Here is a 23,084-nt window from a genome sequence, read left to right as displayed (position 1 = left end):
GACAATGCCGATCGCCATTGTGCGGGTCTTGCACAAAAGCTTGACTGTTCTACTCAGTCTATCCTAAGAGGGGGTTCTACTGCTGCACTACTAAGGAAATCTTCTGCCAATTGGAGGATGCGAGCGCTCTCGATATACGAGCAAATATGGATTTTCTACCTTTTTGGATAATTTTTTTAAAGGGAAAGAGTTCTCCGCACCCCGGCAGTATAAATTAATACTTTGGCTAACTGTTAAGGACTTAAACCGATGAATTCTGTCGATCTGGCTTTTACTCCAGCTCTGGAGTTGGCGGAGTCGATCCGCACCCTGGAAGTGTCGCCTTTAGAAATTGTCAATCTGTACTTGGAACGGATTGAGCGATTAAACCCTGAGCTGGGCAGTTATTTTACAGTAACGGCCGATCGGGCGATCGCCCTGGCTAAATCTCAAACCGAACAACTAGCTCGGTTAAACAAGTCACAGGAATTGCCACCTTTTTTCGGAGTGCCGATCGCCATTAAAGACTTGACACCCGTTACCGGCGTTCCCTGTACCTACGGCACTCAGGCTTTGCTGGGTAACATCTCTGCCTACGACGAGTCAGTAGTATGGCGGATCAAAGCAGCGGGATTTAACATTCTGGGGAAAACAGCAACCTCTCAAATTGGCTCATTACCTTACACCGAACCAGAAGGTTTCCCACCGGCGCGCAATCCCTGGAATTTAGACTATACGCCGGGAGGTTCCAGCGGAGGCTCAGCAGCCGCTGTAGCAGCGGGTTTGTGCGCGATCGCCCAAGGTTCAGACGGCGGCGGTTCGATTCGAGGCCCGGCTTCCTGCTGCGGTTTAGTGGGCATTAAACCGTCGCGGGGGCGAGTTTCCTGGGCACCTGTCGGAGATTACCTCAGCGGCATTTCTGCCAACGGCCCACTGGCGCGCACTGTAGCTGACGCCGCCGCACTTTTGGACGTGATGTCAGGCTACACAACAGGCGATCCGTACTGGCTACCCGATTCAAATCCGACGTTTCTAGAGGCTTCCCGTCAAAAGTTGGGCAAACTGCGAATCGCTTTTTCTACCACTATTTCCCCTGTGGGCGAGGCTGCGGCTATCTGTCAGCAAGCGGTACTCGAAACCGTCAAGTTACTAACAGATTTGGGTCACGATGTGGAACCTGGATGCCCGGATTTTACGGGTTTAATCGAACCGTTTACCGCAATTTGGCAGTCGGGGGCGGCGGCAAGCGGCATTCCAGGCCCTGCTTTGGAACCCATGAATCGCTGGCTGTTGGAAAGAACTATTTCGGCTGGGGAATATTTGCGGGCGGTGAATCAAATGCAGGTTATTTCACGGCGGATTGTAGGATTCTTTGAAAAATTTGATGTGTTAGTTTTGCCGACTTATATGCACTCGCCAATCCGGGTTGGGGAGTGGGCTGATTTGAGTTGTGAAGAAACTTTGCAGCGGATTGTTAATTGGATTGCTCCTTGTCCGCCGTTTAATGCTAGCGGTTTGCCTGCGATCGCACTTCCTGCTATTGTAGATAACAACGGTTTGCCCGTGGGAATTCAAATTATCGGGCGGCCGGCGGCGGAAGCAACTTTAATTGCTTTAGCGGCGCAGATGGAAGTGGCGAAACCTTTCCCGGTTTTAGATTTTAAATAGGGAAGAGCAAGGAATAAAAGCACGTTTACCTTTTTTATGGGTATTCCAAATCAGGACTTGTACACGGAGAAGTAAAAACCGGATTTTTTTCAGATAATTCTCGTCAGCAAACCCATATTTTACGAAGAAACCGGGTTGCTCCCGACAAGTCCTACTTATTACCAATTACCCGCTGCAAATTTTCCATAATACGTCTTGAGATGGATAGATGCGTTTGATTTTTTTATCGGAAAACAGGTAGCTGTTCGCTGCCAATATTTAGGGTAAAACTTTATCTTGTAGCAAGCGCCAGGACGGTTAGTATACTTAATTTTTCGCGATAAAATGCCATACTAAATGAGGAAAACCTGGAAGATAGTATGGCATTTACTAATATTAAGTGCCAAAATTGCAACTAAATTTTTAGAGTAAAAGTAGGAAAATTATTCACTGTGGATGGTTGTGAAGTTCTAACAGAAGAGGATGCACCCAACAAAGAAAACCTGACAGTTAAGAGCCGATAGCTCTTTTGACTCCCGAAGTTGGTATTTCTCCGCCTGCCGATTAAAAAATCATTCAACTCCTCATCATCATTAGCACCCACAAGAGAAGGGCCGTGAGGTGCGGAATGGGCATCGGCAAGTAAATATGCCCAGAGGCCTTGACGATCGCGCCTCAAGCTAGACAATTTCTCGGCATAGGGGAAAATTTTGAGAATATGGTGATATATCTCCTCTAGTTCAATAAGGTAAAAATGAGCATCAGACCAGCTTTCAGATGGTTTTCTTCGGTGGCGAGTGTTTTGGGTTCGATCGCGATGGGCACTTTCAGTGCTGTGACATCTACTGTAAAACCGGCAGAAACGGTTGTTGTTGTCCGCAAAGGTATTTTAGAATTGTCAATATCGGTTGCAGATTTGCGCGAACTCGCAGAAACACGAAAAGTCCCCGAAAAACTGCAAGCTTACGCCAATCTCCTGTCCTCCGAACAGCGGAGTCAAGTCTTTCGAGCACTGCAAGCAAAAATTCCCCTAAATGTAGTCGGCCTGAGCAACTTGCTAAATACGGGCATCGGCACTGCCATCCTGACGGATTTGACTACAGTTATACCCAGGCGCGACGGTGCCGGTGTGGAAGCGCTGCGAACGGCTCTGGTAATGGGAGCGAAAGCCCCGGAAGGCTTATCGGTATTGAGTTTCATTGAATCTTATCCCAGCGATCGCTTAGTGGTGGATCTCGATCGAGCTTTCGCAGTTTTGGGAAATTTGAACGTAAGTTTTTGGCAAACTCAGCGGTTTATGACGGCGATCGCACCTCAGTTAGCAGCGGTTAAACCTGCCCTGAACCTGCCTTTCGACCCGAGCCAGCGCGGCCCTAATTGCGTGCGGGTACGGGCGCTAGATTTGAACGATAGCGCCCGCAATCGGCACATTCCGGTTGATGTCTACTGGTCGAGAGCTGCGACAGCCGACAAACCGACGATCGTCTTTTCTCACGGTTTGGGTTCTGTGCGCACGGATTTGCGCTACTTAGCCGAGCATTTGGCGTCTCACGGCTATGTGGTCGCAGCTTTAGAACATCCGGGAAGCAATGAAACGAACACTAATGCTGCGATCGCGGGTAAGTCTCCCTTGCTAGCTCCTCAAGAGTTTTTAGACCGTCCCAAAGACATCAGTTTTGTGCTCGACGAACTGACAAAATTGAACCAAACTGATGATAATTTGCAGGGGAAAATCGCGATCGACCGATCGGTAATAATTGGCTATTCTTTCGGCGGCGCTACAGCCTTGTCCTTGGCCGGTGCCGAACTGCAATTGAGCGGACTCAAACAAAGGTGTCAGGGGGATTTGATTGGGTTCAGCTTGGGCGAAGGCATTCAGTGCGCGGCGGCCGCATTGCCTGCAGAACGGTATCAATTGCGGGATGCAAGGATTAAAAGGGCGATCGCCATGAATCCGATCGCATCATTATTATTTGGAGAAACGGGTTTAAGTGCAATTCAAATTCCCATTTTAATAGTAGCATCTTCTGCCGACAAAACAACTCCCGCTTTAGCCGAACAAATTGCCGGCTTTCCGAAAATTCCATCTCCTAAATGGCTAGTCGGTTTTGTAGGAGGAACCCACTTAAGCGTCAAAGATCCGAGTACAACTTTAGACCAAGTTCGCAGACCGAGCACAGAAATTACCGGCGATGAACTTGTCGGCGACCAAGCTGTTAGCATACGCAATTATATTAAAGCTGTAAGTTTGGCTACGGCCGCTCAACTAACGGCAGAAGCTGACAAATATGCAGTTTTTCTAACATCAGAATACGCGCAATTGGCTTCCACACCGGCAATCCCAGTGCGGCTGGTAACAGAAATTTCCCCGGAAATTAATGCAGTCGTGCAAACTTTTATTCAAGGGAATAAGTAGTCATTAGTCATTAGTCATTAGTCATTAGTCATTAGTCATTAGTCATTAGTCATTAGTCATTAGTCATTAGTTATTAGTCATTAGTCATTAGCTAATAACTAAGGGTTAAGACTTGTACTAAGACGGATAAACCTGGTTTTTTAACAGGGATTACACTTGCATATGTATATTTAGGGTGGGCAACGCCCACCTTATACCAATCCGCACTAAAAACCCCTTTATAAGATTCGGCGATTGAAATCGCACTCTGCGCTTGCCTGTCGTCCCTCTCTGCGGACTAATAAATAAAGGAAATATTTAAGCCGGATTTCGTATTGCGACCTAGCAGCCTTTCCTTTTGTGTGCGCCGCCGCTTAGACCCAGGGTGTATGTTTCTTCTTAAGCTGTTTCTGATATTTTTTGTCCGTGCAAGGGCAAAATATAACAAAGCGCTTTCACAAACTCTACTCCCAAACTGCCATGCCTAAAAAAAATTTTATCCCGCTGTTGCTTCTGTTTATAGCGCTGTTTACCCTTTACGGTGACAGTTTAACTTTTCTCCCCAAACCTGTAAGAGATACTAGCGTGGCAAGTCGAAAGTTCTTCGTCGGGTTGTGGCCATCATGGCTGAAGCCGCAAGATTCAAACAAGCAAAGGGATAAGGAGATTGAGAACTTGGAAAAAAGCCCTAGTCCCAGTAGATAGTTTTGATCTACTAACGAGAAACCCGGTTTCTCTAACAATACCTAGCCATTTTCTTGTAGGTTGAGTTAAGCGAAGCGAACCCTACGCTTCGCTTCGCCCAACAGTAGGATTTGAGATTTTGGATTAAAGATTAGAGATTTTTTATCCACTCTCTAATCTTTAATCGATTAAACTTGAGATTTGAGATTTTCCTCCAACCGGTAAGGTGCGCAGTCCACACCTTACATAATTAGGTTCTGCTTCCAGGACTGTTTTAGATTTTTCCTCAAATCTAAAATTGATTAAGCGTGCTTTTTCAACCAGCTAAACATAGCTCGCAAATCTTTACCAACTTCTTCAATAGGATGTTCTGCTTCCTGACGGCGCATGGAGGTAAATCCCGGTTTGCCGGCTTGGTTTTCGAGAACGAATTCGCGGGCAAATTGGCCGGATTGAATTTCGCTGAGAATTTTGCGCATTTCGGCGCGGGTTTGATCCGTGACGATGCGGGGGCCGCGAGTTAAATCGCCGTATTCTGCGGTATTGGAGATGCTGTCGCGCATTTTGGCGAGGCCTCCTTCTACTACTAAGTCAACGATAAGTTTAACTTCGTGCAAACATTCAAAATAAGCTAATTCCGGTTGGTATCCGGCGTCAACTAAAGTTTCAAATCCAGCTTTAATTAATGCGCTCAAACCGCCGCACAAAACTACTTGTTCGCCAAAAAGATCCGTTTCTGTTTCTTCGCGGAAAGTCGTTTCCAGGATGCCGGCTCTGGTGCCGCCGATACCTTTAGCATAGGCCATTGCCCGATCGCGCGCTTGACCGGAAGCATCTTGATATACTGCAAACAAACTCGGAACGCCTTCCCCTTGTTCGTAAGTCCGCCGCACCAAGTGTCCGGGGCCTTTGGGGGCAACCATTACTACGTCTACATTGGCAGGGGGAACAACTTGGCCGAAGTGAATGTTAAAACCGTGAGCAAATGCTAAAACATTTCCTTCTGAAAGGTTCGGTTCGATTTGTTCTTTGTAAATAGTTTTTTGAACTTCATCGGGCAATAAAATCATGATGAAGTCAGCGGCGGCGGCTGCTTTGTCTACGGGGTGAACTGTTAAACCCGCGTCGGTTGCTTTGGCGGCAGATTTGCTACCGGGATACAAACCGACAACGACATTCATGCCACTGTCTTTGAGGTTGAGGGCGTGGGCGTGTCCTTGGGAACCGTAGCCGATGATAGCAATCGTTTTGTTGGCTAAGAGGTCTAGGTTCGCGTCGGTGTCGTAATACATACGGGCCATAGTGCTTGTCTCCTGAGATGCAAATTGGGTGATTGACTGCAAAACTCTCATTTTATCAAAGTAGGGTACTTTTTTTGCAGAATTTTTCAGATTAAGATTTTGGCGGGGGAAAATAAAGGGCGATCGCCCTGAATTTAGCAGGGTTTGTCGCGGAGTCAAATATAATTGTCAATAGCGTGCTGTGCTTTGGGAAAAACGCAACTAACTAACTTTTTTAAGATGAAAATAAAGGCAATACATCATGTGGCGATTATTTGCTCGGATTACGAAGCATCGAAGAAATTTTATGTAGAAGTCTTAGGATGTTCCATTATCAAAGAAACTTTCCGAACCGAGAGGAATTCTTACAAACTAGATTTGCGAGTCGGCAACGGCGACACCATTGAGCTTTTCTCATTTCCCCATCCTCCTGAAAGAGTTAACAATCCTGAAGCATGCGGTTTGAGACATTTAGCTTTTGCAGTTGAGGACATAGAAGCATCCGTTGCTTACTTAAAATCCCAACAAGTAGAAGTAGAAGAAATTCGCTTTGACGAGATTACAGAAAAACGGTTTACATTTTTCAGAGATCCAGACAACTTACCGTTAGAAATTTATGAACTTTAGAGCAAGAGCCAAGGTAAAAAAGCTTAGCAAAAAGGGTAAATAATGGACAGTATTATCAGAAACACAATCACAATCGGATTGCCTACTTTAATGCTATTTATAGCTATAGCAGCTACAGGTAAAACAGGTGACGCAGCCGTTTGGTCGGGTTTGGTCAAAGTAGGTGGTTCCTTTGGTATGCTGATCGGTTTAGGTGTGTTGGTATTTGTAGGATTTGTTGCCAATTCGTTTAGTTATTTTATGGTAGATAGCTTGCTGGTGAGATTTTACCAAAAGCGGCGAGAGTTGGAACAGCCAGAACGACTGGTAATAGAAATTGATAAATTGCCGATTACCAACGACCTCAAAATTAAGCTGAAATGGGCGATACTGCACAGAAATAACCAAATTATTAGCTTGAAGCACGTAATTTTAAAATGGTTTATCCTCGCAGCAATTTTAGATGCACTCTTGTCAATTGCAGGTTACTTGGGAGGATTTAACATTTTTTTTGAGTTGAGTTCTCATTTTAAACTACAATATCTGTTGGCAGGCTTATCAGTTTTTATATTCTTCGCTCTCGTGCGCTCAAAAAAAATATGGTTGCTGGTGAGCGCATTTTGCATTATCATTAATTTGGCGGAAATTGTTCCTTGGTATTTCCCCTCGCCAGCTTTTGCAGGAGCGACTCCCGGACAACATCTGCGGATTTTGCATTCAAATGTTTTAACAAGTAACCGGCGATATTCTGAGGTGATCTCGCTGGTAAAAGCAGAACAACCAGATATCGCGGTTTTTGTCGAAGTCAGCACAGTTTGGGCGAAGGAGTTAGCCGTTTTAAGTGAAATGTTTCCTTACTCTTGCCACTACCAACAATCTGAGAGATTTGGCAGTGCAATCTACAGCAAGCTGCCTTTAAAAAATCCCTCTGTTAAACCCTTTTCAAAGCGAAGAAAGAGCTTGTTTGCGGAGGTTGAATTTCAAGGTAAAATCATTTCTCTGATTCTTGCTCATCCCACTGTGCCGATCAAACAGCAGAGTTTTATCGAGCGCAATCGACAGCTAGCAGGCATCGGCGAGTATGCAGCCCAAGTCAAAAATCCGCTGATTGTGGTTGGGGATTTCAATACCACAATGTGGTCGCCCTTCTACAAAAATATGGTAAAAACTGGAAAACTGCGAAATGCGCGATCGGGCTTTGGCATTTTACCGACTTGGCCGACTTTTATGCCGCTGGCTTATATTCCGATCGATCACTTTCTAGTCAGCAAAGAAATTGGTGTTTTGAAGATTCATACTGGCTGCAATCTCGGTTCGGATCATTTGGCGTTAATTACAGATTTGGTCATTTGAAGGCAGGATTCGATATTTTCTAACAAATTATTGATTAACTGTATCTGGTATTGCTGAATATTTGTCTGTAGCGGCTCTTTGCTGTCTTGAAAACAGATAACTTTTCCGGCGATTTCCTTGTAGTGTTGCAGCATAGAAAAAGTATCGCTGCTGAAGCGAGCGAGATAGTTTTTAGCAGCCTCGCTGCAAATTTCCGTTACTTGATTGAGATAAGCTTCTGACGATTCAGGCGGCTTTTCATACACAGTTCTTTTATTCAAAATATAGCTAGCACCGCCGACTACTGCGGCTCCCACAGGCCCGCCCAAAAGCCAACCTAAGCCGGTGGCGATCGCCACTGGAGTTACTTCGCCCTCGATCGACTTTTGAGCTGGAGGTGGCGGCGGCTCCGGTAAACTGACTTGCGGGGATGGAGGAAAGGAAATCAAAAGTGCGATCGGCTGTTCTTTCTCAAAGAATTCGCAAGCTTTATTTATCCATTCTGCGATGGTTTGCTGCTGATGTAAGACCTCTCGCTGAAATTTTAGCTTCCACGCATCAAAACTCCCTTCCTGAAGCGACAGCGCCATTTCCGATTGATACCGCTGTAAAAGTGTGGGCTGGTAAAGCCAAATCTCGAATTCGGAAACGCTGGCGTGAAAGCCTTTTGATATCAATTTTTCGGCTTTTTGTTTAATTTCAATTCTGTGCTTGTGCTTTTGTTGAGCTGCGGCTATTTCTGCGGTGACAGTTTCAGATTTCCCTCGGAGAGATTGGCAAATTTTAGTAGCTATAGCTTCAATTCTGGGCAACTTAACTGCTAGTTGTTCCTGTTGAGCTGCTACAATACTTTGCAAAGCCGATTCAAACGTGGCAATTCCTGTAGTTTGGGCGGCCGCCACATCTCCTTTCAGCCTAGCCCTCAAAGCCGGCAAAGCATCGACGCGGTAGATATTGCTGATATTGTTCGGCAAGTTCGAGCGAAAACTTTCGGCAACAAACAACAACCGATTGTAAACTTGTTTTTGGTCGTCTGGTTCGAGTAAATTGAGAAAATTGGCAACAAAGAGGACAGTGTTGATGTTGCGATCGCTCAACCAATCTCTCAAGTTCTCTCGTTCCCCTAAAGTCATCAATTTACGAGCATCTAAAACCTGCACAACCAAATCAGCCGTTAGCAATTTATCCCGAACCAAATTATCCTGTTCTTCCCGATCGTTGGTTCCCGGCAAATCCAGCAATTCCACACCCGTTTTCAGAAATGGATGGGGACAGTAAACATTCACGGCGGCCACATCATCCCGCATTTGTCTCGCGTCGTCAAGGATGGCGTAGCGTTTCAACACATCAGTCCCCGGTTCGCTAATTTCCGTGCCGTCTTTCAGGGTAATTTTGGCGTGCAATTCCTCGCCGTAGTTGACATAAATGGCAGCACCTGTAGTGGGCACTAGGTCGATCGGCAAAGCACGATTTCCCAGCAAAGCATTGAGCAAAGTTGACTTGCCGTAATTAAACGGGCCAAAAACAGCGATTTGAAAAGTTGGTTTGGCGAGATAGTCGCAAATTGAGGTTGTATCTAGATAAAGTTGGGAGTTTTTGTCGAGTTCTAGAATGCCCAGTGCTGATTTCAGATAATTCATCAAATTTTGATAAGTCTCTGGTTCTTGCATATTGTTGTATCCTCGTTAGCTGTAGGTTGGATTGAACGAAGTGAAACCCAACATTTTTTGTAGATTTGTTGGGTTTTGTAGATTTGTTGGGCGAACCGAAGCGTAGGGTTCGTTCCAAGGGCCCAACCTACATATATTATAAGCGATCGCTCGATCCTCATATTACTTATTCTCGTGAACCTGTAGGAGGTTCAGTAAATTCTAGTTAGTTCTAATAAGTTTTCTGGGAAGAGAGACAAGAAAACTTTCCCAAGGCGATATGCTGGTCCATTATCAGGAGTCCAAGCATCCAACCACTTGTATTTTCCTTGATTCCAGCCTTCAAACACCCACCTCGATCCATCCAAACCCCAAGACAAATCCCAAGTAATGGAAGGCCAAAATTTATTCTCATTGATGGCTGTCAGTAATTCCAAAGATTTTGCTTCTGTGAGCATCCAAGGCTCTTCACTCCCTACCTTGCTTCCTACTTTTGTAACAGCCTGCAAGCAAGGTGTACTCAGTGTATCTCCCCCAACTCGAATGACTAAGCTGGGATGAAAACTAGGTATATAAATAAAGCGATAGGCAGTTTGTATCTTCTCCCGATCTGCCCAATTTGATAAAGACGGCTCTTCAAATGCAGCTAATGTATTTGAATACCAGCTCTGCCTAAACTGCATTCGTTGTACTTGTTTATGAGAAAAATCTGGGGGAGTAACAATATAGTGTTGATTGATGAGGTCGATCCCCCAATCACTATTATCAGATCGAGAAGTGGCCATATCGTACAATGCAGTATTTCTGTGTTCTATCTGCTCAATTCTTAGAGCAATTTGAAGAGCTTGCTTGTATTGCTCTTCTGAAACTTTTTCCTCTATCACTGGAATAACTCTTGAATTCCCTAGCAGTTCTTCAGGCAATAATTCATGGGAAAGATCGAGCTTCCTCTCTAATTTTTTTTTAACCATATGAACTAATGTTCTATCTTTTTCTTCTATATCTTTAATTGTTTCTGCAACCAAAACTGCCTCTTGCCATAGATTATTTTTCTGATGGGATTCTTGGATGAGATTGGCAATTTCAATTAGGGTAGCTGCCTTTGTATAGCCATTTGTCAATCTTTGAGTAATTTCGATCGCCTCTTGAAAACGACCTAGTTGTTTAAGTATATCTATCTTTTCAGAGCCATCTGGCAGATTTTGGTTGAGCCTGTTGTTCAGCAGCTTTTGATTAATTAGGGTTGCCTCTTGCAACAAGCCCAATTTTTGTAGCAAACAAACCTTATCATAGCTATCCGAAAAGTTTTGGGTAAGTTCTAAGGCTTGGTGATAAATTTCCTCAGCTTTCTCATGGCGATCGACAAGGTTAAACTGTTGAGCCATGTTGATAAGTCGGTTGATTTTGGCAGAGGTGTCTTCCAAGGCTTGAATACTTTTCAAGTTTCTTTCTAATCTCTCTAATTTCTGTGAAACTTGATCATTATCCATATTTACCCCCTAATGTCTGCATCTACTCATCCACATCCTTAAGCCCATTCTGCCGCAGCATCCGCACGATGTCAATTTTCTTGCGACCATTCCCAATCTTGGCTCAATAACAACGGTAATTTGACTGGGGGTTTAGAGCGTGTTTTCAATCTATTCTGTAGGTTGGGTTGAGGAAGGAAACCCAACTACAATTTAAGCTAATTTCAAGTTAGAAAACACGCCTAGCTTCCCGCAGATGCTAAGAAACCTTGATATAGCGATTCAATACTCTGCGACTGGGCAGAAACATCAGCCTCCAATTTTTTCAACCGCTCAGATTCAGCCTGACAATTAATCTCGCGAGATTCCTTTTGTTTGAGCAAATTATCTAACTCAGATTTCCGAGAATTAATATCAGCATTCATGCGATCGCCCACTTCCCGCTCGTAAACATCAAAACACTCTTTAACAGCATCGTGAATCGGCTGCCACTGCTCTTGAGCCACCTGCGGCAGATATTTCACCAGCTCTTTTTTCGCCGCTTTCACCAACTGTTTGTGAGCTCCGTCTGCTTGCAAAACCCCCACACCCATCCCCAATAAAGCCAAGTACAGCGGCCCCAAAACAATCCCCGTAAAACTAGCAAAAATCGTACTGACGCTCAACACAGTAATTAAATTAAGCAAAATATTTTTCCAGTCAAAACCCGCTCCTGCCATCGCTACGCCTGCCAGATTTCCGCTGGTTAATGAAAACAATCCCATTGCCCATTTTGCCCAAGCTGGCGAGTTATCTTCCTTCGAGTTGCTGACTGCTGTCGGTATCTTTTGCCCGGTCAGTTTTTCGGTAATTTTTTCAGTCACTTTCGTGTAAGATGCTCCGTAATTTGCCGCACTTTTCGATAGCTGCGAAAATGCTGAATTCATCTCTTGTTCAGCCGTCAGAGTCCAAGCTGCTAGTTTGTCGTTGATGTACTGCTCGAATGCTCGTTTGAGCGATGCTTCAAAGGCTTCGCGCTTGTCTTGGCTGAAGAAATCCAGAAATCTCAGCTCCGGTTGATACCGCAAAAAATCTGTTTCAAAGGTATTTTCTAAGTTGAGAACGTAGGCGCGGAAAGAATCTGCGATCGCCCGCGATTTACTATCTCTAACGCCGATAATTTCTTGTTGAAATTCATCGCGAATATGAGTCAGCTTCTTAAACTCTGGCTCAACTGAATTAATCTTTTCCTTCAACTCATTGACATCGCGATCGAGTAATGGTAAACGGCGTCCAACAGCTTCGCGGACGCGAGCAGAAATTTGACGCGCCAAAGTCCTCGCCGGACGCAATTCCGAAATCGCCCTTTCCTGGGTCAAAAACGTATTCAGTGCCGCCATGAACTCGGGAAAACCAGTTCCTGCCAAATCCGCATCCGGGTTTTTGATCCTCAACCTCAATGCTTTAATTGAGGTAATCGCAAACACTCGCTCGTCGTAAATATCGTGTCCTTCTGTCAAACAATATTCAGCCAAATTAGCTTGAAAAACCCGCCGCAGTTTCCCTTCTGCTTCTGCTAATTCTTCAGAATCGTCCGGGTCAATCAAACTTTCCCGCACTTGATCCCAAGCATTGATCAGAAAGAAAATGCTCAAACCGCGATTTTTGATGTAATTTTCTAGATAGCGTCTTTCACCCATCGTGCAAGGCTGAGTTGCCCTGAGTACGAACAAAATAGCGTGGCAGTTGTTGATGTAACCGAGAGATAATTCGTTGCGGGCTTCTGTATCGTTCAGTCCGGGACTGTCTACTATTTCTATGCCTTTTTCTAACAAAGGTAAGGGATATTCTACTACGGCGCAGTCGATATCGGGAAATGCTGGTTTCTTTTCTTCTTCTAAGCGTTTTGCCTCAGCGGGGTCAATTGTATAGTTCTGTTTAAAACTTTTAAAATCTAGCTGTTTTGGGCTTTTGCCGTCATTGAAATAAACGGTCACTTTTTTTTCGGAACCGTAGCGCAAAATCGTCAGCAAAGCTGTACAGGGATTTACATCGCTGGGCAGTAAGTTTTCGCCGATTAAGGCATTGAGAAAAGTGCTTTTTCCGCGTTTCATGTCGCCTAGCACTAGCAGCCGAAAGACTCCTTGGCGCAAGTTTTTACTGGCGAGATTGATGTCGGCGCTGTCGGTTTCTAAACCGAGTCTTCCCGATGCTTCAGCTCCGGCTAATTCTGATTGGTTGATGGCTGTGGCGATGTTGCTGAGGCGATCGGCTATTTCTCGGCGGACTGCGGCTACTCGCTCTAAATCGTTGAGAAAGTTGCTAGTTTCGACTTTAAGGTTCATGGGTATTTCCTGAGAGTTTCCGGCTTGGGCTTGTCAACTTCTGTCTTCTTCAATAAACATTTTGTAAGCGATCAAAGCAATGCCTCCAACTATCAGCGCGGCTGCCAGCCAAGATGCTATGCGAACTGCAACGATAACAGCAATGACAATGCCTGTAAATTGAGCGGCTGCTATAATTTTTCGGCGCCACTGTTTGAGTTTCCCGTTAACTTGGCTGTCTGGTTCTTCGTACTTTCTCGTTAGATGTTCGGGCACTGAGCGGTCGATTTCGGCTTCTAGTTCGCGCAGTCGAATTTCTTGTTCGCGCTTCCGCAGTTCTTGTTCTTTGTGCCGGAGTTCTCTGGCTTTTTTGTCGGGAGAGTTCATAAATTTTACCCTATTCCCCACGAAAAAAATGTGTTATTGATTGTCAATGTTGGGGAGTGATAAGTTTTTTACAACTGTAACTCACATTTTCCCCGCTGTCGAGAAATGTTAAGAAATTTTAAAAAGGGCGATTCCCTACGGGATAGCTACGCTTCACGACTAATTAAGCCGATCGCCCTAGACTAGGCGCTGCACATCATCAATATCCTTCGGGGCCGATGGTAGTGCGATCGCACTCAGCTTCCGACAGATCGACCAAGCGCGATCGAAATAAGTTGCAGCCCGCTAATTGAGCTTTAGTTAACTTTGCTTTATGCAAATTAGCTCGGCTCAAATCCGCATATCTCAAATCGGCATTCGTCAAATCTGCATTGTACAAATCCGCACCTTGCAAATTGGCTTTCTGCAAATTGGCACCTTGTAAATTGGCGTGGCGCAAATTTGCTCTGCATAAATTTGATCTTGATAAATTTGCTTCCGACAAGTTGGCTTGATAAAGTTGAATGTCGCCCAATTCAGCATCTTGTAAATCAGTTTTATAAAGATTGGCTTCAGTCAAATTTCCGTAGGGCAAATAAGCTCGCCTCAGAACGCTACCAGAAAGATTTATTTCTGCTAAGTCTGCTTGAAACAAGTTATCTCCACTTAAGTCAACTGCGTTAAAGTTTCGCTTGCCCTCTGCATACTGAGCGAGCAATTCCTCAGCGCTTAGCTTTTGCATTTTCACCCCTCATGACGACAGCTAATGCAGTCAATTTATAACGATAATTAATGGTTATTTTACTGCGTATTTATACTTAGGCATATTCTTATGTTAAGCTTATGTAACAACGCTCGCATTTTTTCTAATATTTTTTTTATATTTGTCAATTTCTGCCTTGCTCGACCAGTAAGCGGTTAGTAATGTCAAGATCGAGAAACCAAAGTCAATCCTCTACTGAAATATGCCAGAACTTCCTCCCTCCATTGCTCAGCACTACCACGAACGGACGAAATACGATCCTGAAACCCTTGCTGCCAAAAGCAAACAGCTAGATTGGACAGAGCAGCCCGTGCCGTTCAAAGAATATAAAATAGGAGCGTATTTTGACCTCAAGCCTTATCTAAAACACCCCTCGGATGATTCCGATGCCGATCCCGATGCGGTTTGGTGGCATCGGTTATCCAGCTTGTTGCTGTGCAGCTACGGGTTGACGGCGAAAGTGCAAACGGTAGACGACAGCTACCTGTATTTGCGATCCGCACCGTCGGCGGGCGGGCTCTACCCAGCAGAGGTTTATTTAATATCCCGCGGCACTGCGCAGTTGCCGGCCGGACTTTACAACTATCAGTGCAGAACTCATTCACTTGTTCATTTTTGGGACAGTCAAGTTTGGCCGACCTTGCAAGCAGCTTGTTTCCAGTCGCCCGCGCTAGAAAATACGCAATTGGCGATCGCGATTACCACTGTTTTTTTTCGTTCTTCTTGGCGTTACGAAGACCGAGCTTATCGGCGAATTTTCCTAGACACCGGTCATTTATTGAGCAATATTGAATTAGCTTGCGCCGTCAACGATTACCGACCTCACCTGATTGGAGGATTCGCTGACGAAGCTATCAATGAATTACTGTACATCGACTCGGAGCAAGAAGGAGCGATTTGTGTAGTTGCTTTAGCCGACTTGCTAGATATTGACCAAAACTTGCCTAAATTTAAAACAGCTTTGCCCGGAAACACCACGACAGATTACCCGCAAATTTCCGAAGGTCAACTGTTAAAATACCTCCACAAAGCGACGCATTTAGAATCTGACCCTACTGGAGCGGACGGCTGGAAACTTGATGAAAGTGAAGGGGAATTAGAGGATAAATACAACTTTCCATTTTGTACTAAAGTTTCGACGGTCACTCCTTCAATTCCTTGGGGAGTGAACCTGGAAACTTTAGAAAACACTATGCTTAAAAGGCGTTCTACCCGTGCTTATACAGGTGCTTCTTTGAGCTTGGGCGAACTGCTAGCTATGCTGGATTTTACTTACCAGCCGCAGCACTATATCGACCAAGGATTAGACGGTTATCCCGACTATTTCGATCTAAGTTTGATCGAGACTTTTATTGCTGTTTCGGGAGTGAATGGGTTAGAAGAAGGCTGTTACTATTACGCTCCCAAAGCTCAAGAATTGCGGCAAATTCGGTTTAAAAATTTCCGCAGGGAATTGCATTTTTTGTGTTTGGGGCAAGATTTAGGCAGAGATGCGGGGGCGCTGTTGTTTCACACGGCGGATTTGAACAGGGCTGTAGCAAAATATGGCGATCGAGTTTACCGCTATTTGCACATGGACGCGGGTCATTTAGGCCAGCGGTTGAATTTAGCAGCTATTCAACTGCGTTTGGGTGTCAGCGGTATCGCGGGCTTTTTTGACGATCGCGTCAATGAGGTTCTCGGTATTCCTGCGAGTGAAGCTGTGCTTTATATTACAACTCTGGGAAGACCTCGATCGTGAGAATTAGTCAATCGATTTTAGATTTTAGATTTTAGATTGAAGAATTGGCCTGGCTGATTTACGGTACGAACCACTCAATCTGCAAAAAATCAAACAAGCGAGTCAGTGAATCTTCTGAATTTTCAAGTTATAGCGGTAAAGTCAGCATTTTCAACCTGCAATATAGAGGTTTTACGTAAGTTTTACCATTGCTATTTGCCAATACAAAACCTGCTAAATATTCTGTCCAATACTGATTCTGTCACTTCTTCGCCCGTAACTTCCCCCAATGCTTGAATTGCACCGCGCAAATCTATTGTCCAGAAATCTAAAGGCAATTTGTTGCTCATAGTATCCGTGCATTGTTCCAGAGAAATTTTAGCTTTAGTTAACGCTGCTGCTTGCCGCTGGTTGATTGCTAAGTCTGAGTTTGCTGCTTGCAAATTTCCCCCGCTAACGGCATCTAAGATTGCTGTTTCTAAGTCTTCTATGCCTCGATCTAGGGCAGCGGCTGCGGCAACTATTGGATGAACTTCAGAGGAAAAAGGTAGTTCGGGGAGTGTTTTTACTAGGTCGATTTTGTTGATAATTATAATTAGCTGGCGGTGCTTTACTTGTTCGTAAATTTCCGAATCTTCCTCTGTCCAACCCGATTCCGCGTCAATTGTCAACAACACTAAATCGGCTTGTTTTGCTGCGGCGCGCGATCGCTCAACGCCAATTTTTTCTACCTTGTCTTCGGTTTCTCGAATTCCCGCAGTGTCGAGTACCTGCACCGGTATTCCGCCCACAACTAGCTGCGATTCTACCACGTCCCGCGTCGTACCTGGCAAATCCGTGACGATCGCCCGATCGCTCCGGCTCCACGCATTCAACAAACTCGATTTTCCCACATTCGGCCGCCCAACAATCGCTACTTTCAAACCGGTTCTTAACAATTCTCCGCGATCTGCCGTCGCCAAAATTGTTGACAATTCCTCCAAAACATGATTTATTTCCAAACAAGTTTTAGCTTCATCTAAAGGCGGTAAATCTTCCTCAAAATCAATTCTCGCCTCAATTTCTGCCAGCACGTCCAAACAAGTTGTTCTCAGTTGGCGAATTGGCTGCGCTAATTTTCCCTGCAAACCAGCCAAAGCACTTTGTGCAGCAGCGGGCGATTTTGCTCCCACCAAATCTGAGATACTTTCAGCTTGAGTTAAATCAAGCCTCCCGTTCAAAAAAGCCCGCAGCGAAAACTCTCCCGGTTGCGCCAATCTTGCCCCATGTTCCAAACACAACTGCAAGACTTGCTGCACGGCCATAATACCGCCGTGACAGTGAAATTCCACCACATCTTCGCGAGTAAAGGAACGCGGTGCTTTCATGATTAGCAGCAAAGCTTCATCGACTAATTCTTGAGTTTTGGGGCGGCGGATGTGGCCGTAAAGAATGCGGTGAGACTCCCAAATTTGCCGTCCTGGGGCGCGAAACAGAGTTTCGGCAATTTTTAAGGCTGCGGAACCGGAAACTCGCACAATGCCGACGCTGCCTTGTTGGGGAACTATGGCAGTGGCGATCGCTGCGATCGTCCCTCCTTTTGTTAGTGATTCAGACATTTTTATTATTCACACATTTAAAAGTTCTCTTAATCTCTCGTTTTTGAGTATCAGGCAATTGCTTCTCGGTATTTGAGAGGATAAATCTCTAGTTCGTCATTCAAAACATTAAAAGAGCCGCCCTTTTGGGCAAGATGCACAAGTTTCCGGGTCGAAGCCTAGGAGATATTTGGTAATATTTTCCCTAGAATCGCTAATTGCTCGTCGGCTGCAAGAGACAAAATAACTTGAATTAGGGATTGAACCAGTTGTATGTTCATTTGACTGACCTCCGGCTTCCTTGTTAAATTATACATATCTCATTGACAGAATAAACAATTTCAGCGATTTTTTTGTAAGATATTAGAAGAGCGCCACCGCGCTTGACTTACATAGCCAATCCGATCGCCCGTTTGCTCAGTCAGTCGATTTTAGATTGTAGATTGTAGATTTTAGATTTACTCCACAGATGAATCGGGGAGCTTCAACTCGGGTCTAAAATTTTGGGCGTCTCACGACTCCTGTCGGAAAGCAAGTATCCGTTTTTGGGCGGGAGTCACGGCCCGATCGAACTTAAATTACTCAGCCAAATGTTTGGGCTATCGTGATTTCATGCGATAATGGAAGATTAACAGGGTAGAGGGCAAAGCATGATTGGTCAACTTCTCGACAGACGTTACCGCATCATTAAAGTCACAGACTCAAGTGAGGTGGGAAAAACTTATCTAGCAGCAGATACTCACCGTCCCGGGTATCCGCAATGCACTGTTAGAGAAATGCTGCTCCCCGGCACAAGTTCGCAAACTCCAGAATTAGTAAAAGTTATATTTCAAAGAAACGCAGAAATAATTGAAAATTTGGGAAAACACGACAAAATTCCCGAGTTATTGGCGTATTTTGAGGAAAATCAAAGTTTATACTTAATAGAAGAATTTATTGCCGGATCGCCTTTAAGTCAAGAACTAATACCCGGTGAACCTTGGCCTGAAGACAAAGTAATTGGTCTGCTATCAGAAATATTAGAAATTTTGGTGTTCATACACGAGAAGGGTTTCATTCACCGCAGAATTCAGCCAGACAGAGCTATCCGGCGCGAGTCAGACGGCAAATTTGTGCTGATTGACTTTAGCTTAGACAAAGAAATTAACCCGGAACTCGCTAATTGTCATTTGTTGGCGCAAACCTCCCCCAACTCTGTTAAAGGGCCTTTAGCAAAAAAACACGAGTTGGCGGCCCAGGAGTTATACGTGCCGATCGAGCAATCCATCGGCAGCCCCCGTTACAATAGCGACATTTACGCTCTAGGTACGATCGCCCAGCTTGCCGTGACGGGACTCTCACCCAACGAACTGAGTGCCTTAAAAAACAACAAAAGCGAAATTCCCTGGCGAAACCGGGCAACTTGTTCACCTGCCCTAGCAGATATTATCGATCGAATGGTGCGCCCCGACTGCGAGGAACGCTATCAGCAGGCCGCCGAAGTTTTGGCAGACCTCAAACAAATCGCCGTAAAATGGAATATTGAGCCGCCAGCCACAATCATCACGGACGCTATGAGTAAACCGCCGAGACAGGGCAAAATCAGACTGCTGCTGATGGCTGCAACAGCCGCAGCTTTAATCTTGACAGCACTCATAATTTACTTGTGGCAGAGTCAAAGTCCGGCGAGGGCAAAAGAATTGTTAGCCCGCGGGGTTACCAAGGCGCAACAAGGAGACAAAACAGGCGCGATCGCCGATTATACCCAAGCGATTGCCATGAATACCAGCGATGCGGAAACTTACTACAAGCGGGCCAACGCTCGCTACGACATGGGCGCCACCGATCAAGCAATACAGGATTACACGCAAGCAATTAAAGTCAATCCCAGCCACACCAAAGCCATCTACAATCGAGGTCTGGCCCGCCGCGACACCGGCGACAAGCCCGGGGCCGTGGAAGATTTCACCCAAGTAGTGCGACTGAATCCCAACGACGGTGAGGCATACTCTCAGCGGGGTTTAGCCTACTACGATTTGGGCGACTACCGCACGGCAATTGAAGACTACACTCAAGCAATTCGGCTCACTCCCAACGATGCTACAGCTTACAGCAATCGGGGTTTAGCTCGATCGGCTGCGGGCGACAAAACAGGAGCAATGGCAGATTTTACCCAAGCGATTCAAATTAGCCCCAAACAAGCTGGCGTTTACTACAGTCGGGGTCGATCGCGGTTTAATCTGGCAGATTATCAAGGAGCGATGGAAGATTATAGTAAGGCGATCGAATTGGAACCAGAGCTAGCTGATGCTTATACCAATCGGTGCAGCGCTTACTTAAATTTGGCAACCTACGACAAAGCGATTGCAGATTGCACCCAAGGAATTCGCCTCGCTCCCAAAGATGAAGCAGCTTACAACAACCGCTGCATTGCTTATCTGAATTTAAAACAATTTCAAAAAGCCAGCGAAGATTGCAGTTTGACGATCGGACTCAACGGCAACAATCCCAAAGCATACAGCAATCGAGGATTAGCTCGATCGGCTTCGGGAGACAAGCAGGGGGCTGTGGAAGATTTTACTCAAGCAATTCGGCTCAATCCCAGCGATGCAGTAGCTTACAGCAATCGCGGTACTATTTACTCAGAACTAAAAAATTACCCTTTAGCGGTTGAGGATTTCGCTCACTCACTGCGGCTCAACCCCAACAATGCTAGCGCTTTTTACAGCCGAGGGCTCGTCCGCCGGCAACTCAAAGACCGTGCTGGGGCGATCGAGGATTTTCAGAAAGCTGCAACGCTTTTTCTAGAACAAGGAAGAGCCGATGGTTTCCAAAACGCACAAGCACAAATCAACGATCCTAAATAAGCTATTAGTCATCAGTTATTAGTTCTCAGTCATCAGCCATCAGTCATCAGTCATGAGGAAAAATGAAGAATGCAAAATGAAGCAGGAAGAAGGAAGAAGGCTAAACCACCAATCACCAATTCTCAATTTCCAATTTCCAATTTCCAATTCCCAATCACTAATTCCCAATTCTCAATTCCTGATATGAACATGGTTGGTCAACTTTTAGACAGGCGTTATCGCGTAGTGCAAATTCTCAGTTCAGGAGCTTTCGGACAAACTTATTTAGCTGTCGATACTCGCCGCCCAGGCCACCCTCAATGTGTAGTCAAACAATTGCGCCCTCCTAGCAACACTTCCACAGTTCTCAAAACTGCTTACCGCTTATTTAAACAGGAAGCAGAAATATTAGAAAAACTGGGAAAACACGATCAAATCCCCTTTTTACTTGCTTATTTTGAAGAAGGAAATCAATTCTACCTTGTCGAAGAATTTGTGCCCGGACACGCCCTAAATAGGGAAATTGTGGCCGGTCAACCTTGGCGGGAAGAACGAGTGCTGGATCTGTTGGAAGAAGTGTTACAACTTCTCGCTTTCGTACACTCTCAGGGAGTGATTCACCGCGATGTTAATCCCTCCAACTTAATCCGCCGCAAACCAGACGGCAAATTAGTTTTAATTGACTTCGGCTCGGTTAAAGAAGTTGCAAGTCACGTCAGTGACTACGATACAGAATTTCCGCGTACCATTGCTACTGGAACTCCGGCTTATATGCCGATCGAACAATTTCAAGGCAACCCGCAATTTAGCAGCGACCTCTATGCAGTCGGGATGATGGCAGTCCAAGCTATCACGGGTTTGCCCGGTACGGATTTGCCAAAATTGCAAGATCCGAGTCCTTCTCACACGGGGGAAATTGTTTGGCGAAACCGATCGCAATGTTCTGTGGGACTAGCAAATATCATTGACAAAATGGTCTGTCACCAATTTGGCAAACGCTATCAATCTGCTGAGGAAGTTTTGGAATCTCTCAGCAAGCTGAAGCACCGCCAAGAACCGGGGAATAAGGCTCCAAAGAAAAGTATTTCTCCGAGCTTACTGTCTTCGGATAGTGTTTCGTCACGTTTTAAAACTCGGTTTTGGTGGCTGATTTTGGCTGGGTTCGGGGCGGCAGTATTTATAATATTTTTGTTTATTTATTGGAGCCGGCCAAATCCGATTAAAGCTAAGGAATATTACGAACAGGGAGTGGAAAAGTCTCGCAATCAAGATGCGGCGGCAGCTTTGCAGGCTTTTAATAAGTCAATTCAATTGAATCCTAAAAATGCTGAGAGTTTTTATCGGCGGGGTAATGCTAATTATGATTTACAAAAATATCAAGAAGCAATTGCGGATTATTCTCAAGCGATCGCTCTCAATCCTAAATATGTTCAAGCTTATTTTAACCGCGGGCTAACCCGTCACGATTTTAACGACAAGCGCGGGGCGATTGAAGACTACACTCAAGCTTTGAATCTCCAGCCCGACGATTTTGATACCTATTATGAAAGAGGAGTTGCTTATTTAGAGCTGCAAGATTACAAGGCGGCTATTCAGGATTTTACCGGAGTAATTCGGTTGCAGCCAAACCTGGCTAAAGGTTATCATTCGCGGGGGTTGGCTCGCGCTGCGAGTGCAGATTTGCAGGGGGCGATTGGAGATTATACTGAAGCAATTAAACTTGATGCTAAGAATGTTGATGCTTTCTACAGTCGGGGGAGAGCTCGCTTTCACTTAGGAGATTATCAGGGAGCTTTGGCGGATTATTCTCAGGTAATTGCGATCGATCCCAAGAGTGGAGATGCTTACGCTAATCGTTGCAGCACGCAGTTGAATTTGGGAGCATATCAATCGGCAATTGACGATTGCACTCAGGCAATTTCGCTGAGCGATGAGGATGGGGTTCCTTACAACAATCGCTGTATTGCTTATTTAAATTTGAAGGATTATCCGAAAGCAATTGCCGATTGCACTCAAGCGCTGAAAGTGAATCCGAATGATTATAATGCTTTTAACAATCGTGCTTTAGCTCGCAGCGCAGGGGGTGACGCGCAGGGGGCGATCGCAGATTTTACAGCAGCAATCGGGTTCAATCCCAACAATGCTGAAGCTTACGCCAATCGGGCTAAGATTTACCAGCAGTTAAATAATTACAACAGTGCGATCGCCGATTACGTGCAAGCTATTCGGATCAATCCGAATTATGCTGCTGCTTACTACGGTAGAGGCATCGTTCGCCGCTCATTGGGAGACAAAGCAGGAGCGATTAGCGATTTAGAAAAAGCCGGCAAAATGTTTCTCGATCAAGGACTAACTGGCGGTTACAAAGATGCACAATTTGAGATTGAAAAGCTCAAGTAGTAGTTGTCAGTTGTTAGTTGTTAGTTGTTAGTTGTTAGTTGTTAGTCATCAGTCAACAGTTAACAGTTAACAGTCAACAGTTAACAGTC

General features: G+C 45.1%; 14 protein-coding genes. 7 read left to right on the top strand and 7 right to left on the bottom strand.

All coding sequences use genetic code 11. The features are described from left to right. The first annotated feature begins 249 nt into the window (after window positions 1–249). Both QUA78_RS17140 and QUA78_RS17135 read left to right on the top strand, forming a co-directional pair. The gene (locus QUA78_RS17140) at window positions 250–1,647 is read left to right on the top strand and encodes an amidase (RefSeq protein ID WP_333306748.1); all 1,398 of its coding nucleotides are present in this window, start codon (window positions 250–252) and stop codon (window positions 1,645–1,647) included. A gap of 733 nt (window positions 1,648–2,380) precedes the next feature. Continuing rightward, window positions 2,381–4,042: an alpha/beta hydrolase gene (locus QUA78_RS17135; RefSeq protein WP_333306750.1), complete on the top strand. Its 1,662-nt coding sequence runs from the start codon at window positions 2,381–2,383 to the stop codon at window positions 4,040–4,042. A 965-nt stretch (window positions 4,043–5,007) separates the two neighbouring features. On the opposite strand, the gene ilvC is transcribed toward QUA78_RS17135, so the two are convergent. After that, the gene (ilvC, locus tag QUA78_RS17130; protein ID WP_445302453.1) at window positions 5,008–6,165 is read right to left on the bottom strand and encodes a ketol-acid reductoisomerase; all 1,158 of its coding nucleotides are present in this window, start codon (window positions 6,163–6,165) and stop codon (window positions 5,008–5,010) included. 60 nt (window positions 6,166–6,225) lie between these two features. On the opposite strand from ilvC, the gene gloA2 reads away from it, so the two are divergent. After that, window positions 6,226–6,612 (top strand): SMU1112c/YaeR family gloxylase I-like metalloprotein, encoded by a 387-nt coding sequence (gloA2, locus tag QUA78_RS17125; RefSeq protein WP_333304198.1) that lies wholly within the window; start codon window positions 6,226–6,228, stop codon window positions 6,610–6,612. Window positions 6,613–6,654: 42 nt separating this feature from the next. Further along, window positions 6,655–7,944 (top strand): endonuclease/exonuclease/phosphatase family protein, encoded by a 1,290-nt coding sequence (locus QUA78_RS17120; RefSeq protein ID WP_333304199.1) that lies wholly within the window; start codon window positions 6,655–6,657, stop codon window positions 7,942–7,944. Here the strand turns inward: QUA78_RS17120 and QUA78_RS17115 are convergent. The 5 genes from QUA78_RS17115 to QUA78_RS17095 form a co-directional block, all read right to left on the bottom strand. After that, window positions 7,911–9,593 carry a dynamin family protein gene (locus QUA78_RS17115; protein ID WP_333304200.1) on the bottom strand — a complete coding sequence of 561 codons (1,683 nt, stop codon included), beginning with the start codon at window positions 9,591–9,593 and terminating at the stop codon, window positions 7,911–7,913. The two genes, QUA78_RS17120 and QUA78_RS17115, sit on opposite strands and share 34 nt — an antisense overlap. A 191-nt stretch (window positions 9,594–9,784) precedes the next feature. Further along, window positions 9,785–11,062, bottom strand: a complete 1,278-nt coding sequence (locus QUA78_RS17110; RefSeq protein WP_333304201.1) for a hypothetical protein — start codon at window positions 11,060–11,062, stop codon at window positions 9,785–9,787. A 221-nt stretch (window positions 11,063–11,283) separates the two neighbouring features. Continuing rightward, window positions 11,284–13,365: a dynamin family protein gene (locus tag QUA78_RS17105; protein WP_333304202.1), complete on the bottom strand. Its 2,082-nt coding sequence runs from the start codon at window positions 13,363–13,365 to the stop codon at window positions 11,284–11,286. 33 nt (window positions 13,366–13,398) lie between these two features. After that, window positions 13,399–13,731 (bottom strand): DMT family transporter, encoded by a 333-nt coding sequence (locus QUA78_RS17100; protein ID WP_333304203.1) that lies wholly within the window; start codon window positions 13,729–13,731, stop codon window positions 13,399–13,401. 199 nt (window positions 13,732–13,930) lie between these two features. Further along, entirely contained in the window at window positions 13,931–14,452 is a 522-nt protein-coding gene (locus QUA78_RS17095; RefSeq protein ID WP_333304204.1) for a pentapeptide repeat-containing protein, read from the bottom strand. A gap of 223 nt (window positions 14,453–14,675) precedes the next feature. Between QUA78_RS17095 and QUA78_RS17090 the strand changes: the two genes are divergently transcribed. Beyond that, complete coding sequence (locus QUA78_RS17090) at window positions 14,676–16,214, top strand: SagB/ThcOx family dehydrogenase (RefSeq protein WP_333304205.1); 1,539 nt, start codon at window positions 14,676–14,678, stop codon at window positions 16,212–16,214. A gap of 191 nt (window positions 16,215–16,405) precedes the next feature. On the opposite strand, the gene mnmE is transcribed toward QUA78_RS17090, so the two are convergent. Further along, complete coding sequence (mnmE, locus tag QUA78_RS17085; RefSeq protein ID WP_333304206.1) at window positions 16,406–17,791, bottom strand: tRNA uridine-5-carboxymethylaminomethyl(34) synthesis GTPase MnmE; 1,386 nt, start codon at window positions 17,789–17,791, stop codon at window positions 16,406–16,408. A 629-nt stretch (window positions 17,792–18,420) separates the two neighbouring features. On the opposite strand from mnmE, the gene QUA78_RS17080 reads away from it, so the two are divergent. Together QUA78_RS17080 and QUA78_RS17075 are read left to right on the top strand one after the other, a co-directional pair. After that, window positions 18,421–20,616: a tetratricopeptide repeat protein gene (locus tag QUA78_RS17080; protein ID WP_333304207.1), complete on the top strand. Its 2,196-nt coding sequence runs from the start codon at window positions 18,421–18,423 to the stop codon at window positions 20,614–20,616. A 189-nt stretch (window positions 20,617–20,805) separates the two neighbouring features. Next, on the top strand, window positions 20,806–22,995 hold the full coding sequence (locus tag QUA78_RS17075) for a tetratricopeptide repeat protein (RefSeq protein ID WP_445302454.1): 2,190 nt from the start codon (window positions 20,806–20,808) through the stop codon (window positions 22,993–22,995). Window positions 22,996–23,084 lie beyond the last annotated feature (89 nt).

It is taken from the genome of Microcoleus sp. K4-B3 (assembly GCF_036704615.1).
In the GTDB taxonomy this organism is placed as follows: Bacteria; Cyanobacteriota; Cyanobacteriia; order Cyanobacteriales; family Microcoleaceae; genus Microcoleus.
Note: the sequence above shows the minus strand (reverse complement) of the source record. Positions and strands in the feature narration are given on the sequence as shown.

Excerpts from the sequence above, each read along its gene's own strand:
- QUA78_RS17140 (WP_333306748.1), top strand. The coding sequence starts at position 250 with ATGAATTCTGTCGATCTGGCTTTTACTCCAGCTCTGGAGTTGGCGGAG.
- QUA78_RS17135 (WP_333306750.1), top strand. The coding sequence starts at position 2,381 with ATGAGCATCAGACCAGCTTTCAGATGGTTTTCTTCGGTGGCGAGTGTT.
- gloA2 (WP_333304198.1), top strand. The coding sequence starts at position 6,226 with ATGAAAATAAAGGCAATACATCATGTGGCGATTATTTGCTCGGATTAC.
- QUA78_RS17120 (WP_333304199.1), top strand. The coding sequence starts at position 6,655 with ATGGACAGTATTATCAGAAACACAATCACAATCGGATTGCCTACTTTA.
- QUA78_RS17115 (WP_333304200.1), bottom strand. The coding sequence starts at position 9,593 with ATGCAAGAACCAGAGACTTATCAAAATTTGATGAATTATCTGAAATCA.
- QUA78_RS17110 (WP_333304201.1), bottom strand. The coding sequence starts at position 11,062 with ATGGATAATGATCAAGTTTCACAGAAATTAGAGAGATTAGAAAGAAAC.
- QUA78_RS17105 (WP_333304202.1), bottom strand. The coding sequence starts at position 13,365 with ATGAACCTTAAAGTCGAAACTAGCAACTTTCTCAACGATTTAGAGCGA.
- QUA78_RS17100 (WP_333304203.1), bottom strand. The coding sequence starts at position 13,731 with ATGAACTCTCCCGACAAAAAAGCCAGAGAACTCCGGCACAAAGAACAA.
- QUA78_RS17095 (WP_333304204.1), bottom strand. The coding sequence starts at position 14,452 with ATGCAAAAGCTAAGCGCTGAGGAATTGCTCGCTCAGTATGCAGAGGGC.
- QUA78_RS17090 (WP_333304205.1), top strand. The coding sequence starts at position 14,676 with ATGCCAGAACTTCCTCCCTCCATTGCTCAGCACTACCACGAACGGACG.
- mnmE (WP_333304206.1), bottom strand. The coding sequence starts at position 17,791 with ATGTCTGAATCACTAACAAAAGGAGGGACGATCGCAGCGATCGCCACT.
- QUA78_RS17080 (WP_333304207.1), top strand. The coding sequence starts at position 18,421 with ATGATTGGTCAACTTCTCGACAGACGTTACCGCATCATTAAAGTCACA.
- QUA78_RS17075 (WP_445302454.1), top strand. The coding sequence starts at position 20,806 with ATGGTTGGTCAACTTTTAGACAGGCGTTATCGCGTAGTGCAAATTCTC.